Below are 15,176 nucleotides of genomic sequence, written 5' to 3'. Positions count from 1 at the left end.
CGGGTCGGCTGCAGTGATACCCGCTCGTCGCATGGCGTCCCTAGACTGCGAGCAGGGGCCGGACCGACCGGTGCTGGAAGCGAAGCGAGGACACATGCAGCTGGCGATGGTGGGACTGGGGCGGATGGGCGCGAACATCGTGCGACGGTTGATGCGCGATGGTCACGACTGCGTCGTCTACGACGTCAATCAGGATGCCGTGACCACCCTCGCCGCGGAAGGCGCGACGGGCGCGGCGACCCTCGCCGATCTCGCGAGCAAGCTGGAGACCCCCCGCGTGGTGTGGTTGATGATTCCCGCTGGCCTCACCGGCGGCGTCGTCGATCAGCTCGCCGAGGTGCTGGAGCCGGGCGACATCATCATCGACGGCGGCAACTCCAACTATCGCGACGACGTCCGTCGCGCCGCCGCACTGAAGCCGAAGGGCATCCACTACGTGGACGTCGGCACGAGCGGCGGCGTCTTCGGCCTCGACCGCGGGTACTGCCTGATGGTCGGGGGCCCCGATGAGGCCTTCACCCGCATCGAGCCGGTGCTCGCGACGATCGCACCGGGCCAGGGTGAGATCGGACGGACCCCCGGCCGCGAGGGCCATTACGCACCGGAGGAACTCGGATACCTCCACTGCGGTCCGTCGGGTGCCGGCCACTTCGTGAAGATGGTGCACAACGGCATCGAGTACGGGATCATGGCCGCGCTCGCCGAGGGCCTGAACATCCTCGAGCATGCCGATGCCGGCATACATCAGGCCGAGCACTCCGCCGAAGTGGCGCCGCTCGAGGAGCCGGAGTTCTATCAGTTCACCATCGACACCCCCAAGGTCGCGGAGCTCTGGCGCCGCGGCTCGGTCATCTCCTCGTGGCTGCTCGATCTCACCGCGGCCGCCCTGCAGGAGAATCCCACGCTCGACGGACTCGCCGGGCGGGTGTCGGACTCGGGCGAGGGGCGTTGGACGGTGAAGGCCGCCGTCGACACCGGCGTACCCGCCCCCGTGCTCGCCGCGTCGCTGTTCGAACGGTTCGCCTCACGAGGTGAGGACCACTTCGCCAACCAGGTGCTCTCGGCGATGCGCCTGCAGTTCGGGGGTCACCAGGAGCTTCCCGCGGGGGACGTCCTCGAAGCGGGGGGCCGCAAGGCCGACGCCTGATCGGACATCGCGATGGCCTACCTGCCCATCTCCACTCCCGGCGAGGTCGGCGGACCCGACGGCTACTCCTACGGTGCGCTGGTGCTCATGACGGATGCCGCGGACGCGGCGGCACTGGAGAGGGTGCTCCGCGTCATCCGCTTCACCGGATGGATCGCGCCGGCCGCATCGGGAACGCAGATCGTGGTCGGCGATCCGGGGGCGGGGGTCGTGGCGGCGGGACGCCGCGGGATCATCGAGGTCGGTGCCGTGGTCGCCGAGCAGCTCGATTGCGCGGTCCTCGCCGTGCGCGTGCGCCGTGACCGGCAGCTCGGGCTGGTCGCCTGGCGGGGCGCGGAGGAGATCGGCCGCTACGACAGCGACCCGTCGGCGGAGCCCGGCGCCGACGACGACGTCGCCTCAGAACTGGTGGGTGTGGCCGCGGCGCCGGGATTCGCGGCCCTCGCAGGGGTACCGACGGCCGGCGAGACGCTGACCGAGATCCTCGACGAGGAGCTGGAGCGCGACAGCGTCTCCGAGTCCGAGCGGTTGCGCGGCATCCTTCGCCTCCTCTCTCTCCCCGACTGGATCGTCGCGTCGTCCTCGCTGCCTCGTGACATCCCCACCGGCCCTCGCGCCGCCGACCTCATCCGGCTTCGCGGAGGGATGCCCGGGGCGTGCGGCATCTGGCGGGGCCTCGCCTTGCGGCGGCTGCGGCGGCGGTGGACTCCGCCGCCGATCATCGCCGACCCGCCCCGGGAGAGCGGTCAGGGTCTGGAGGGGATCGAACCGTGGATGTTCTGAGATGAGCGGCCCCGTCACGGGCACGCGACGACGCACCGCGGTGTGGGGGCTCGTCATCAGCTCGGTGCTGCAACTGACGCTCGTGGTCCTCGGGATCGGCTTCATCCTCGCCCCCGGCAACGCGGCCTCCGCCGTGCTCCTGTTCGCATGGTGCGGCGTCGGTACCGCCTACGCAACAGGTATCTGGGTGGTGCTGTGGGTCGCGGGTCGTCGCGCCGCGAGCGACGGACCGCCGCTGCTGATGGAGCTCGGCATCGTGCCGCGCACGATCTCGCTGACGGCGACCATCTTCACCAGCGCCGTGGGCGTCGTCGCCACCGTCCAGCACATCTTCCTCCAACCTGATGACGCGATCACCCCGCTGCTGGACGTCATCGGGATCTGGGCCATGCTGCTCGCCTGGATCCTGCTGCACTGGGGGTACGCGCAGCTCTATCTGCAGCTGTACTACCGCGAGAACGACCGCCCGCTGCGCTTCCCCGGCACCTCGACACCCGGCATCCTCGAATTCGCCTACTTCTCCTACACCGTTGCGGTCAGCTTCGCCGCCTCCGACGTGGAGGTGCACGACCGGCAGATGCGGTGGCGGGTGATGACCCACTCCGTGATCGGGTATTTCGTCAACGGTCTGATCATCGTCACGGCGCTGAGCGCCATCGCCGAAGCCGGCGGACGCTGAGGCCGCAGGCTCAGGCGGAGAGCACCGTCCGCGCGACGCGGGCTCCGGAGACCAGCGCGCCCTGGATCGAGGCGGTGTCGCGGTGGTCGCCGGCGATCAGGATGCGCTCGGCGATCCAGGGTGCACTCTTCACGCGGAGTGGAGCCGGCTGGGCGGGAAGGGCATGGCGCACGTCGTCGCGGCGGAGGAGTCGCCACTGCGCGGCATCCTTCCCCCACAGGTCCGCGAGCTGACGGCGCACCTCGCCCTCCGGAGCGCCCGCACCGTCGGCGGGAAGCAGGCAGGTCGCCTCCACGAGGTGGTGGCCGGACGGGGCGTAGGAGCGCGCCGTGCGTGAGAGGACCGCGGTGTTGACGATCGGTCCCCGGCGTCGCCCGTCGACGGCCAGGAGGGCGTCGAACGCGGGCTCCTGCTCGGCGTCGAACCACCAGGTCTGCAGTCCCTTCGTCTTGGGTGCCGGAAGGTCGGTGAGCGTCGCAACCGCTTCCGGCCCGACGGCGACGATCACATGGCTCGCGTGCACGGTGTCGGCGCCCGCGATCGCCACGTCGCAGGCGTTGGTCCCGCGCGACAGGGCCGTCACCCGGTGGGAGAGTCGGATGTCGGCGCCCGCTGCCTCGGCCCGGGAAGCCAGGTGCCGCGGAAGGGCTGCGATACCGTCGGCGGGCAATCCCGGCCGCCCCAGAGCGAACATGCGCACGAGCAGTCGGACGAACGCGTCGGAGGTCGCGCCGGTGTCGTCCGCGATCACCCCGGCGAGGAACGGTTCGAGCACCTCGGTGCGCAATGCGCCGGCGAGCCCCGCCCGAGCCCAGCCCTCCGCCAGACTGCGGTCGGCGCCGGAGACGACGCCCTTCGGGTCGCGGAGCGCCGGGAGGATCCATCGGGCGAGCGCCCAGAGGTCGGCGGGTCGGGCGAGTCCGCTCGCCACAGACGCCGGGATCAGGCCCGGATGCCGCAGGGGGTGCCCCAGGCGCACCGAGCGACTCTCGCGGCGCACCCGCACCCCGACGGGGAGGGCCTGGATGTTCAGAGCGTGCAGGTCGACCGCGCGCCGGAGAGCGGGGTAGGCCGGGTTCAGGACATGGAAGCCTCGGTCGAGGAGGAACCCGTCGACGATATCGGTGCGCTCCCTGCCCCCGACGTCATCGGCTGCCTCGAGCACCACGACATCACGGCCCGCCCGGGCGAGGATGTGCGCCGCTCGAAGACCCGCCAGGCCCGCTCCGATGACGACGACGTCGTGCGCGGCGGGACCGGTGCGGGACATGTGCCGAGCCTACGACGACCTCCGTCGCTTCGGACGGTGGAAGGATGACGGCATGAAGGCCGCCCTGATCCTCGCCACCCAGCTCTTCGAGGATCATCCGGCCCTCAGCGATCCCGACATCGACATCCTGTTCTTCGTCGAGGCCGAATCCGCCCTCACCCGTCGGCCGTTCCACGCGCACAAGCTCGTGCTCGTCCTCTCCGGACTCCGCCACGCCGCCGCCCGCGCCGAGGAAGCCGGACACCGCGTGGCGCACGTCCGCGTCGGGGAGGAGTGGAGCTTCGCAACCGGACTTCGTCGATTGATCCGCGAACACGGGATCGATGGGCTGGCGTGGATGAGCGCGACCGATCGCGGCGTGGACGAGCGACTGCGCCGGGTCTGCGACGACGAAGGCGTCGCGACCCGCATCTATCCGGACGCGCTGTTCCTCACGGCGGTCGAAGACCTCGACGGATGGTTCGACGGGCACCCGCGGGCGAAGATGGAGGACTTCTACCGGTGGCAGCGCCTTCGGACCGGCATCCTCATGGACGGGGAGAGGCCTGCGGGCGGTGCCTGGAACTTCGACGCCGACAACCGTCATCCGCTCCCTCCGGACGGGATCTCGGTCCCGTCCCTTCCCGAGGCCCGGCCCGACGAGATCACTCGGGAGGCGATGGCCCTCGTCGCCGACCGGTTCGCCGATCATCCGGGTGACGCGGCGGACTTCTGGCTGCCGGTCACCGCCCCTGCCGCACGGAAGTGGCTGGCGTCGTTCGTCGCCGAGCGTTTGGAGTTCTTCGGCCGTTACGAGGACGCCATGGCCGCCGATGAGCCGTTCCTCTTCCACGCGATCATCAGCCCGTTCCTCAATGTGGGTCTGCTCCGCGCCGAGGAGGTGGTCCGCGCCGCGGTCGCCCACCGTGACGCGGTGCCGATCGCCTCACTCGAGGGGTTCGTGCGCCAGGTGATCGGCTGGCGGGAGTACATGCGGGGGTCCTACCGTGCCGAGCCGACCCTCATCGACGCCAACCACTTCGAACTGACCCGTCCCCTCGAGGACTGGTGGTACACCGGCGCCGACATCCCCGACGATCTGCCGGTACCCGTGCGGATGGTCCTCGACCGCGTCCATCGCTGGGGCTACGCCCATCACATCGAGCGGCTCATGGTCCTCGGGAACTGGTTCCTGCTGCAGGGTTACCATCCGCGCGCGGTGTTCGACTGGTACTCGGCGCTGTTCGTCGACGCCTATGAGTGGGTGATGGTGCCCAACGTCCAGGGGATGAGTCAGTACGCCGATGGCGGGGGCGTGGCCACCAAGCCCTATGTCTCAGGCGGGGCCTACCTGCAGAAGATGGGGCGGTGGTGGGGGAGCGACCGCGAAGCCCGTGATTCGGTCTTCACCAGCGCCTACTGGGCATTCCTCGACCGGCATGAATCCAAGCTGGCCGGCAATCCCCGATTGAACATGCCTCTCGCGCAGATGCGCCGGCGACGCGGAGACTGAAGCTTCATTGCCCGGACGGCTCGTCGGGGATGGCCGTGCCCCCACCGGCCGGGCGGATGACCGGTGGGGGCAGGTTCAGATGCCCGCGAGGGCGCGCCGACCGTGGGCGAGCACGCGGGCGAGCCAGTGCGCGCGCGCCCGAGCGGCATCGCGGCTGAGCAGCGCGTCGGGGACGAGGGCGTCGAAGCCGTGCGCGCCGCCGGGCCAGACGTGCAGTTCGGCGTCTCCGCCGCTCTGCCAGATGCGGTCGGCGTAGGCCACGCACTCGTCGCGGAAGGTCTCGGCCGATCCGACGTCGATGAAGGCGGGCGGAAGTCCGGACAGGTCCTCGGCGCGCGCGGGTGCGGCGTAGATGGGAACCTCGGTGCGGTCCGGTCCGAGATAGGCGCTCCAGGCGGTTTCGTTCGCGTCGCGATCCCACGCGCCGCGGCCGGCCATCTGCGTACCCGAGCCCGTCTGGTTCCGATCGTCGAGCATCGGGCAGACGAGCAGCTGGGCGAAGACCCCGGGCCCGCCGCGGTCGCGTGCCAGCAGTGCGGTCGCCGCGGCGAGGCCGCCGCCGGCACTGATTCCCGTCAGGATGATGCGGTCGGGGTCGACATCCAGCGTGGCGGCCTGTCGCGCCACCCACCCGAGGGCGGCGTAGACGTCTTCGACGGCGGCGGGATAGCGGTGCTCTGGGGCGAGGCGGTAGTCCACCGAAGCGATGGCGAACCCCGCCTCGGCCGCCAGGGCGGCCAGGGGCACCATTCCGTCGTACGGTCCGCCCACCACCAGCCCTCCGCCGTGGGCGAAGAGCAGCACCGGCACCGGAGCGGTGCGTGCGGCCGGGAGGAGAAGGACGATGCGGAGGTCACCGCCGGGACCGTCGATCATGTGCTCGGAGTGCTCGAGGCGACCGCTGCGGGTGATCTCTTCCCTCGAGGGGACGACGCTCCGAGTGCGCAGGGCCGCGATCTCGTCGGGTCGGAGGGTCGTGACGACGTCGGGGTTCGTCGCGAGGGCGTGCGCCACATCGGGATCGAAGGGCGGGATCGGGGGCATCGATCAGCCTTTCAGGGAGCCCTGGAGGAGGGCGGAGACGAAGTGCCGCTGGAAGATCAGGAAGATCAGCAGCGTGGGGGTGAGGATCAGCAGTGATCCCGCGCACAGAAGCGGAATGTCGGTTCCCCACTGGCCTTGGAAGGCGCCGAGGGCGCCCGCCATGGTCCGATTCGCCGGGTCGTCGACGAGCACGATGGCCAGGAGGAACTGATTCCAGGTCCAGAGGAACAGCAGGATCGCCAGCGACGACAGTGCCGGTGCCGACAGCGGCACATGGATCTTCCAGAAGAGTTGCCAGGTCGTCGCCCCGTCGACACGGGCGGCCTCGGAAAGGTCATGGGGCATGTTCACGAAATGGGCACGCATCCACATGATCGCGAACGGCATGAACAGACCGATGAGGGGGAGGATGATCGCCCACCGGGTGTTCAGCAGTCCGATGTCGCGCATCTGGTAGTAGAGCGGCACCACGATGCCCTCGAACGGCAGCGTGAGCCCGAGTATGAACACGATGAACACCGCGTTGCCGCCGCGGGGGCGCAGGTGGCCGAGGGCGAACCCGGCGAGGGTGGCGATCAGCACCGCGATGGGTACCACGCCGAGCTCGATGAGGACGCTCGACCACAGCAGCTCGAGCATGTTGGCCGACTGGAAGGCGGTGAGGAAGTTGTCCCACCGCGGGGTCTCGGGCCAGCTGATCCCGGCGGGATAGGTTCCGGGCGGATGCAGCGCCGTGACGAACAGGCTCACGAACGGGATGATCGTGATCGCCATGAGAAGGAACAGCAGCGCGCGACCGAGGATCTTGTCGCGGAGCGGGGTGATCACGCGTCCCTCCCACGGATGATGCGCTGCAGCGGCAGCACCACGAGGAGCACGAGCAGCATCAGGACGACCGCGAGGGCCGAGGCGGTGCCGACATCGCGCTGGAAGAAGGCGAGGTAGTAGATCTGCAGGCCGGGGACGAGCGTGCTGTTGCCGGGGCCGCCCTGCGTGGAGATGTAGATGATGTCGAAGCTCGCCAGTGCCGAGATCACGGTCACCGTGATGGCGACGGCGAGCTCTTGGCGGACGCTCGGCAGGGTGATCGAGAAGAACTCGCGGATGGGACCCGCGCCGTCGATGCGCGCCGCCTCGTAGAGGGCGGGGTCGATCTTGGTCATACCCGCGAGCAGCAGCACGGTGCACAGGCCCAGCTGCACCCAGGCGCCGATGAGGCCGACGGCGGGAAGGGCGGTGTTGAAATCGCCCAGCCACGCGCGGGTGAGTCCGCCGAGGCCCACCGCGCTCAGCAGTTGGTTGACGAAGCCGCTCGAGGACAGCTGCCAGCTCCACATGATGCCTGCGGCGACGAGCGGGATGACCTGCGGGAGGAACAGCACGGTGCGCGAGACCGTCGCGAGCCGACTGGTCGCGATACCCCGGATGATGTTGGCCGCGAAGAGACCGAGGATCACCGGGATGACGCTGAAGTAGATGATCAGCTCGAAGGAGTTGAGGATGGCGCCGAGCAGCGTGGGGTTGCCGAAGACCTCGCCGTAGTTGGCGAAGCCCGCCCAGGATGCAGTGGTGAAACCATCCCAGTCGTAGAGCGAGTACTGCGCGGTCAGCGCGATCGGGCGGAGCACGAAGGCGATGTAGAACGCCGCTGCCGGCAGGACGAGCAGGTAGATCCGGAGGTCGCGGACGACCCGGCGCCGGCGCCGCCGGCGGGTCAGCGCGGTGTCATCGGGAAGGGATGGCGGGGGAGGAGGGGTCGCGGCGGCGGACACGTCCGCCGCCGCGACCTGGGAGCGTGAGCTCATGCCTACTGACCGACCTCGGCTTCGTAGTCGGTCTGGACCGAGCTCAGCAGACCCGCCGCGTCCTGCTCACCGGCGACCAGTCGCTGCACGTTGGGCGTCCAGCTCTGGGCGTAGATCGCTCCGGTGGCGTTGGCGATGAAGTCCATCGCCCCGTCGGCGTCGTTGATCGTCGTTCCGGCAGCCAGGGTCTCCGCGGTGACCGAGCCCTCAGCGACCTCGGGCATGAAGGCATCGGCCGGCCCCATCGGGTGGGATCCGCCGACCTCGACCGTGATGGTGCGCGCCGTCTCATCCGTGGCGACCCAGTCGAGGAAGAACGCCGCGCAGTCGGGGTTCTCGGCGTTGGCGGAGATGCCGTAGGTGAGGGGCGCCGACATCGCGCCGATCGTTCCGCCGTCCTCCAGCGGAGGCATGACGAAGAAGCCGGCGTTGTCGGGCATCTGAGCGTCGAGGTTGCCCGACTCCCAGTCGCCGCTGAAGATGAAGACGCTCTCGCCGCCGATGAAGCGGCTCATCATCTGCGAGTAGTCCATCGAGTTGACGTCGTCGGCGAAGAAGCCCTCCTCGACCCAGCCCTGCAGGTGCTCGGCGGCCTCGAGGTTGTCGGGGGTGTCGATCGTCGCCCCCTCCTTCTGGAAGATCCAGTCGTTGATCGGCGCGGTCTCACCGTACGAGGCCATCAACAGCTGGAGCGGGAACAGCAGGCCCCCGGTCGCACCGCCGTTGAACTGAGCAATTGGCGTGAGCCCGGCGTCGCGGGCTGCGGCGAGATAGCCGTCGAACTCCTCGAGCGTCGCGGGCGGCTCGGTCATGCCGATCTGCTCGGCGAGCTCTTTGTTGTAGAACACGCCGGTCATCGAGAAGTTCAGGCCCATGGCATAGAGCGGTCCGTCGCCACGACGGCCTTCGTCGTCGACGCGCAGCTGCTCCAACTGCGAGGCCGGCCAGTCGGTCCAGCCGAACGCCTCGGCGTACGGGTCGAGGTTCAGCAGCAGGCCGCTGGAGGCCAGCTCGGACATCTGCGGAAGGCGCATGAGGTCAGGCGGCGAGTCCTGCAGCACGCGGGGGGCGTTCTGCGTGATGACGGCGAACTGGTCCTCGCGGATGTCGAAGGTGACGTTCGGGTACTGGTTGGTGAATTCGTCAGCGAGCTCCTTGGGCAGGGGGAAGCCGGTCTCGATGTACATGTCGAGGACGACGTCTTCCTCGCCGCACGTGGGGGCGCCGTCCAGGGTGGGTGCAGCCGACCCACCGGCATCGGTGGAGCCGCCTCCCCCCGGAGGGGCGCACGCGACGAGGGCGAGGGCGGATGCTGCCAGCAGGCCGGTGGCGAGGTAGAGGCGTGACCGGTTGCCGTGTGATTGAGACACCAGTGTCTCCCTTCCTTGGGATGGGGGTTCCGAGGGCTTCGATCGGGTAGGCGAGGAGCGCAGCGCGCTGCGACGTACTCTGAGCTAACTCGATTCAGCACGATGCTAAATCGTGTTAGCAAGGATTATCATGTCTAGCGGCCGCGCATCTGTCAACTCCGGTGCGCAGGACTCATGGGGTGTCGTTACCCACCCGTTAGGATCGGCCTGGAACGAAGGACGAATGACGTGACCCGACGCCGTGTGACCCTCGCCGATGTGGCTCGCGCCGCCGGTGTCTCGCGCACGACTGCGTCGCTGGTGCTTTCCGATCGCGGGACCGAGCTGCGGATCTCGGAGGCGTCGCAGCAGCGGGTGCGTCAGGTCGCGTCGGAACTCGGCTACCGCCCCAACATCCTTTCGGCCGATCTTCGCCGCGGGTCCAGCCGCACCATCGGATTCATCTCCGACACCATTGCGACCTCGCAGCTGGCCGGTGACATGATCAAGGGCGCTCTCGATCATGCCCATCGCGAGGGCTATCTGCTGTTCATCGGCGAGACCGAGGGAGATCTCGCCGAAGAGGAGCGTCTGGTTCAGACCATGCTCGACCGACAGGTCGACGCGGTCGTGATCGCCTCGATGTTCACCAGGGAGCGGCCCATTCCCGAGGGAGTGCGGGGTCGGTCGGTCGTGCTGCTGAACGCCCTGCCCGACGAGGCGGGCGCGGTCACCGCGATCATCCCCGACGAGTACGACGCCGGGCGGCGTGCGGCGGCGCTTCTGCTGGCGGCGGGTCACACGCGCATCCACCTCGTGGGAGCCGGTCCGGCTCGTGATCAGGTGGCGCCACAGACGGTCGCGGGTCGCGAGCGGCTCGCGGGCATCCTCGACGCCCTCGCCGATGCCGGCATCGAACCGGCGAGCGGACGCATGTGCAAGGTCTGGCTTCCCGAGGATGGATGGAAGGCGACTGCAGATCTCGTCGCGTCCGGCGCGCGAGGCGATGCGATCATCACCTTCAACGACCGGCTCGCCTTCGGTGCCTATCAGGCGCTGCAGGAAGTGGGCATGCGGGTTCCCGACGACTTCTCGCTGGTGTCCTTCGACGACCATCAGCTGGCCGGGTGGCTGCATCCCGGCCTGACCACGTTCGCCATTCCGCACTACGAGCTCGGACGCCGTGCCATCCAGTACCTGCTCGATGAAGAGGATGACGCGGTGGCCGCTGTCGAACGCATAGAGATGCCTCTCCGCTTGCGTGGCTCCGTCGCGCCAGTAGGTGCCGTCGTGACCCCGGATTCCGTCACGCCGCCGGAGCGGCCTCGTCCGTCGCGCGCAGCGCGGCCAGTCGCCGCTCGCGCATCGCGAGGAACAGGGGAAAAGTGAAGGCGATCGCGGTGAGGGCTGACAGCACGATGTAGAGCCACCACCGCTTCATTCCGAGACGCCGTCCCTCCACGGCGATCACGATGCAGGCGGCGACGGCGACGATGAGCAGGTCGACGGTGATCGACGACACCGCCGGGCCGCTGTTCACGAGGTCGCCGATGAAGTCGCGCATCTGAACGATCGCCCACACGTTGAAGACGAAGGTGACGACGAGTCCCGCGACCGCGAGGACGAGGAAGGTGATCGCGAGAGGCGGCCAGGGATCGCGGTGGCGGGGCAGGGGTCGAAGGCTAGCGCCGTATCATCGTGCGGTGCTCGCGTTCGACGATCCGCTGCCCCGGCGCCCGCGCCGGATCGCGGTCGCGGGAGTGTCCGGGGCGGGGAAGACGACGATCGCGGTGAGGATCGCAAAGACCACCGGGGCGCCGCACACCGAGATCGACGCCCTCTTCCACGGAGCCGGCTGGATCGAGCGACCGGAATTCCTCAGCGATGTCGAGCGGCTGGTGGCCGGGGAGTCGTGGGTCACCGAATGGCAGTACGCGCCGGCGAGACCGCTCCTCACCGCGCGCGCCGACGTCCTGGTCTGGCTCGATCTGCCCTTCTGGACCTGCGTGTTCCCCCGGGTTGTGCGGCGTACCCTCCGGCGGCGGCTGCGCCGCGAGGAGCTGTGGAACGGCAACATCGAGCCCCCGCTCCACACGGTCTTCACCGACCCCGAGCACATCGTCCGCTGGTCGATCAGCACCAGGCACAAGTACGACGGGCGGATTCCGCGACTGGCCCGGGATGACGCGGCTCCGGCCGTGATCCGTCTGCGCTCCCAGAAGGAGGTCGATCGATGGGTCGATGGGCCGCTGCGAGCCAGCACGCGACTCGCCTGATGCCATATCCTCGCCACAGATGAGGTATCCCGCCGGGCACGTGGCTGGTCAGAAGGGCGCGACGGTGAGTTGGCCGTCGTCGGTGGGGACGAAGGTGACGCGTGAGGGTGGGTGGCTGTCGTAGGTCTTCCCGCCGGGGCTGGTGAAGGTCAGGATGCCGCCGGGTAGCTGTTCGACGTGCCAGTTCGTCGCGTGTTTGAGGGTGTGGTGTCGGGCGCATTCGTTGCACAGGTTGTCGTTGGAGGATGGTCCGCCCAACGCGAAGTCCTTCGAGTGATCCTTGTCGCACAGTTTCGCGGGCCTTCGGCATCCGGGTGTTCGGCATGTCATGTCCCTGGCGTTGAGGAACCGGGTCTGGGAGGGATGGAGTTGATACCTGTCCACCGCGGTGACGACCCCGGTGATCGGGTCGGTCATGACCCGGTCCCACACCCTCGCCGTCCCTGCCATCCGCCGGGCCGTCTCGGGGTCGACCGGTGTGACCCCGTTCAACTCCGCCCCCGCTCCGGTGACCCCGGTAAGGGTGGTGATCGGGAGGGTGATCTGCACTTCGGCTCGGATGGCGCCGAGTCCGCCGGTGGTGGGGTCGGTGGGGTCGATGACCGGAGACCCGGCGAGGAGCATGTCCAGGGCGAGGTCGCACCGGATCTCGTCCAGGATCCGGTCATCGAACCACGGCTCAGCATCACCATCTGCGGCACTCTTGTTGTTGTCGTCGTCGCCGCTGCGGCCGCCTGCCTTCTCGCTCTCGGCCTTTGCGGCCGCGTGTGCGCGCCGCTTGTCCCGGTCCACGGCTTTGATCTCGGTGCCCTGGCCCGTCAGTCGGTGGTAGGCCCCGTGGATGTAGACGTTCTTGCCGAGGATCGTGAGGGTCGACATGGCATCGTCGAGGTCGGTGACCCACACCCGGCGTTCCCGCATCGCCGTGTCGTGTCGTTCCTGCAACGGCCGCGGGTCCAGCACCGCGGCGCGTTGCCGGGCGTACGTCTTCGTCCGCGCCACCGTCTGACGCTCCGCCTCCACCAACACGATCCGTTCGAACGCGGCCCGGTCGGTGGGATCCTCGATGACCCGGCCGGCGTCCTGGATCACCTGCGCATGCGCCCGCGACACCCGCCCCTCCGAAAGCGCCTCCATCGTCGCGGGGAAGAGTTCCATCAGTTCGTGCGCGTCGTGCATCTGCGATTGCATCGACCGGTCGTTGACCCGCACCGCCATCCCGAGCTCCAGCGCCATGGACCGCAGCGGCATGTCCCGTTCCCGCGATGGCGCGGACCCGATCCGGGACCGCTGCTCGAGCGTCAGCGCGTACGCGTCCGCGAGCAGCCGGGTCTTCTTCGCGGCAAGCTTCGCCTCCGCCCGCTGCAGCTTCGCCAGCTCATCCGCGAACACCCCGGCGCGCTTGTCCTCCGCCCGCCGCCGCTTCTCGTCCGCTTCCACTGAAATCCCCGTCCCGATGACCTACCCACATCATCGCAGGGGGCTCCGACATCGGCAGTGCGGAAGGCGGTCGAGAGAAGAATAAAGTTTCGAAGGGTGAGCCGATACCCGGAGCAGCGCCGTCGAGACAGTACTCTCATCCGGTGACCTCGCACACTCTTTCCGACGGTGCCGTTCTGCGCCGCGCCCAGCCCGGAGATGAGCCGGGCATCCTCGACGCCATCACCGCGCTCGCCGCCTACGAGCGAGAACCCGACGCGGTGCACAACACGGTCGACGCCCTGACCGATTCTCTGTTCGGAGCGGATCCGCGGGTCTTCGCGCACGTCGTCGAACGCGACGGGGCGATCTTCGGCATCGCGATCTGGTTCCTCACTTACTCCACCTGGACCGGAACGCACGGCATCTGGCTCGAGGACCTTTACGTGCACGAGGTCGCCCGAGGCCGCGGCTACGGTCGCGCGCTCATGCAGGCTCTCGCGGCCGAGTGCGTCGAACGGGGGTACGCGCGGTTCGAGTGGACGGTGCTCGACTGGAACGAGCCGTCGATTCGCTTCTACCGGGCGATCGGCGCCCTGCCGATGGAGGAGTGGACCACCCAGCGTCTCAGTGGTGACGCTCTGCGCGCTCTCGCGCAGACCCCTCCCGGGCGAGTGTGACCGCGGGGATCCTTCCCGGCACGCGCAGACGAAAACGGCGGATGCGGCATGTCCTGCCACACCCGCCGCTTCCTGGACGCGGTCAGGCGCGTCGGTAGGTTCCCGCCATCGGGCAGTCGAACGGGTCGCGCGCGGCGAGCCCGACGCGGTTCAGGTAGGCGATCACGATGCCGTACGAGCGCCACAGGCTGGTCTCGGTATACGGCACGCCCAGCGTCTTGCAGTGATCACGCACGATCTCACGAGCCTTCGCCAAGTGCGGACGGGGCATGTTGGGGAACAGGTGGTGCTCCACCTGGTAGTTCAAGCCGCCCATGAGCACCGTCGCCCACCATCCGCCGCCGACGTTGCGCGAGGTACGCACCTGCTTGGAGAAGAAGTCGAGTTTGGCGTCCTTGGCGATGACCGGCATGCCCTTGTGGTTCGGGGCGAAGGAGGCTCCCATGTACACGCCGAAGACAGCGAGCTGCACGCCCAGGAAGGCGAAGGCCATGCCCAGGGGAAGGAAGAGGAAAACGGGGACGAGTACGACGCCGAAGCGGAGGAACAGCAGTGCGAGCTCGGTGAACCGACCCTTCACGGGCTGTCGGCTGAAGAGGTGACGGAACGCGAGGGCGTGGAGATTCAGCCCCTCGAGGGTCAGAAGCGGGAAGAAAAGATATCCCTGCCGCCGGGTGATCAGGCGGCGGAGGCCTCGCGCGGTCGCGGCATCCTCATCGATGAACGAGATCGTGTCGATCTCGATGTCGGGGTCCTTGCCGACCCGGTTGGGATTGGCGTGGTGCCGCGTGTGCTTGCTGGCCCACCACGAGACGCTCATCCCCACCACGCCGTTGCCGAGGATCAGCGCAAGGCGGTCGTTGGCGGGCCCGGAGCTGAGGATCTGACGGTGTGCCGCCTCGTGCGCCAGGAAAGCCACCTGGGTGAACAGGATGCCGAGAGCTGCGGCGATGAGGAGCTGGAACCAGCTGTCGCCGAGCAGGATGAAGCCGGCGATGCAGGCGCCGAAGCCGACGGCGATCGCTGCGCCGACGAGGGCGTAGAACCAGCGTGCGCGGGTGAGGAGGCCGGTCTCGCGCACGATCTGCGCCACATCGGTGTAGGCGCGGGCCATCGGGGGGAATTCCGCTGTGCCGGCATAGGTCTGACGAACAGGTCCGAGGCGGGGCTCGAGGACGGTTGAAGAGATGGGGTTACCTCGGTTTCGATCGCGACCACTTCGGCCTGTGGAG

15 protein-coding genes are annotated in these 15,176 nt (G+C 68.8%); 7 read left to right on the top strand and 8 right to left on the bottom strand.

The features are described from left to right. The first annotated feature begins 94 nt into the window (after nucleotides 1-94). The 3 genes from gnd to QSU92_RS03535 are packed head-to-tail and all read left to right on the top strand — an operon-like array spanning nucleotide 95 to nucleotide 2,609. Entirely contained in the window at nucleotides 95-1,147 is a 1,053-nt protein-coding gene (gnd, locus tag QSU92_RS03545) for a phosphogluconate dehydrogenase (NAD(+)-dependent, decarboxylating) (RefSeq protein ID WP_289264815.1), read from the top strand. A 12-nt stretch (nucleotides 1,148-1,159) separates the two neighbouring features. Then, a complete protein-coding gene (locus QSU92_RS03540; RefSeq protein WP_289264814.1) occupies nucleotides 1,160-1,930 on the top strand; it encodes a hypothetical protein in 771 nt (256 codons plus the stop codon). A gap of 1 nt (nucleotide 1,931) precedes the next feature. Continuing rightward, on the top strand, nucleotides 1,932-2,609 hold the full coding sequence (locus QSU92_RS03535; RefSeq protein WP_289264813.1) for a DUF1345 domain-containing protein: 678 nt from the start codon (nucleotides 1,932-1,934) through the stop codon (nucleotides 2,607-2,609). 10 nt (nucleotides 2,610-2,619) lie between these two features. On the opposite strand, the gene QSU92_RS03530 is transcribed toward QSU92_RS03535, so the two are convergent. Then, nucleotides 2,620-3,879 carry an NAD(P)/FAD-dependent oxidoreductase gene (locus QSU92_RS03530; protein ID WP_289264812.1) on the bottom strand — a complete coding sequence of 420 codons (1,260 nt, stop codon included), beginning with the start codon at nucleotides 3,877-3,879 and terminating at the stop codon, nucleotides 2,620-2,622. Between the two features lie 52 nt (nucleotides 3,880-3,931). Here QSU92_RS03530 and QSU92_RS03525 point away from each other — a divergent pair, with 52 nt between their 5' ends. After that, nucleotides 3,932-5,371, top strand: coding sequence for a cryptochrome/photolyase family protein (locus QSU92_RS03525; RefSeq protein ID WP_289264811.1), 1,440 nt, complete (start codon nucleotides 3,932-3,934; stop codon nucleotides 5,369-5,371). A 75-nt stretch (nucleotides 5,372-5,446) separates the two neighbouring features. Here the strand turns inward: QSU92_RS03525 and QSU92_RS03520 are convergent, their stop codons facing one another. Genes QSU92_RS03520 through QSU92_RS03505 form a run of 4 tightly spaced genes read right to left on the bottom strand, consistent with a single transcriptional unit; the run spans nucleotide 5,447 to nucleotide 9,590 of the window. Next, nucleotides 5,447-6,415 (bottom strand): alpha/beta hydrolase, encoded by a 969-nt coding sequence (locus QSU92_RS03520; protein WP_289264808.1) that lies wholly within the window; start codon nucleotides 6,413-6,415, stop codon nucleotides 5,447-5,449. Between the two features lie 3 nt (nucleotides 6,416-6,418). Continuing rightward, a complete protein-coding gene (locus QSU92_RS03515; RefSeq protein WP_422880430.1) occupies nucleotides 6,419-7,189 on the bottom strand; it encodes a carbohydrate ABC transporter permease in 771 nt (256 codons plus the stop codon). A 50-nt stretch (nucleotides 7,190-7,239) separates the two neighbouring features. Then, a complete protein-coding gene (locus tag QSU92_RS03510; RefSeq protein WP_289264805.1) occupies nucleotides 7,240-8,220 on the bottom strand; it encodes a carbohydrate ABC transporter permease in 981 nt (326 codons plus the stop codon). Nucleotides 8,221-8,222: 2 nt separating this feature from the next. Beyond that, entirely contained in the window at nucleotides 8,223-9,590 is a 1,368-nt protein-coding gene (locus tag QSU92_RS03505) for an ABC transporter substrate-binding protein (RefSeq protein ID WP_289264804.1), read from the bottom strand. Nucleotides 9,591-9,818: 228 nt separating this feature from the next. On the opposite strand from QSU92_RS03505, the gene QSU92_RS03500 reads away from it, so the two are divergent. Further along, the gene (locus QSU92_RS03500; RefSeq protein ID WP_289264803.1) at nucleotides 9,819-10,958 is read left to right on the top strand and encodes a LacI family DNA-binding transcriptional regulator; all 1,140 of its coding nucleotides are present in this window, start codon (nucleotides 9,819-9,821) and stop codon (nucleotides 10,956-10,958) included. Here QSU92_RS03500 and QSU92_RS03495 read toward each other — a convergent pair. Continuing rightward, nucleotides 10,876-11,151 carry a DUF2834 domain-containing protein gene (locus tag QSU92_RS03495; RefSeq protein ID WP_333783441.1) on the bottom strand — a complete coding sequence of 92 codons (276 nt, stop codon included), beginning with the start codon at nucleotides 11,149-11,151 and terminating at the stop codon, nucleotides 10,876-10,878. The genes QSU92_RS03500 and QSU92_RS03495 overlap by 83 nt on opposite strands. 121 nt (nucleotides 11,152-11,272) lie before the next feature. Between QSU92_RS03495 and QSU92_RS03490 the strand changes: the two genes are divergently transcribed. Then, nucleotides 11,273-11,845 (top strand): P-loop NTPase family protein, encoded by a 573-nt coding sequence (locus tag QSU92_RS03490; RefSeq protein ID WP_289264802.1) that lies wholly within the window; start codon nucleotides 11,273-11,275, stop codon nucleotides 11,843-11,845. Nucleotides 11,846-11,893: 48 nt separating this feature from the next. On the opposite strand, the gene QSU92_RS03485 is transcribed toward QSU92_RS03490, so the two are convergent. Continuing rightward, nucleotides 11,894-13,285, bottom strand: a complete 1,392-nt coding sequence (locus tag QSU92_RS03485) for an HNH endonuclease signature motif containing protein (protein WP_289264801.1) — start codon at nucleotides 13,283-13,285, stop codon at nucleotides 11,894-11,896. A gap of 143 nt (nucleotides 13,286-13,428) precedes the next feature. On the opposite strand from QSU92_RS03485, the gene QSU92_RS03480 reads away from it, so the two are divergent. Further along, nucleotides 13,429-13,944 carry a GNAT family N-acetyltransferase gene (locus tag QSU92_RS03480; protein WP_289264800.1) on the top strand — a complete coding sequence of 172 codons (516 nt, stop codon included), beginning with the start codon at nucleotides 13,429-13,431 and terminating at the stop codon, nucleotides 13,942-13,944. Nucleotides 13,945-14,026: 82 nt separating this feature from the next. Here the strand turns inward: QSU92_RS03480 and QSU92_RS03475 are convergent, their stop codons facing one another. Then, complete coding sequence (locus QSU92_RS03475; RefSeq protein WP_289265808.1) at nucleotides 14,027-15,133, bottom strand: fatty acid desaturase family protein; 1,107 nt, start codon at nucleotides 15,131-15,133, stop codon at nucleotides 14,027-14,029. Between the last annotated feature and the right edge of the window lie 43 nt (nucleotides 15,134-15,176).

This window comes from Microbacterium sp. ET2, from assembly GCF_030347395.1.
GTDB lineage: Bacteria > Actinomycetota > Actinomycetes > Actinomycetales > Microbacteriaceae > Microbacterium > Microbacterium albipurpureum.
Note: the sequence above shows the minus strand (reverse complement) of the source record. Positions and strands in the feature narration are given on the sequence as shown.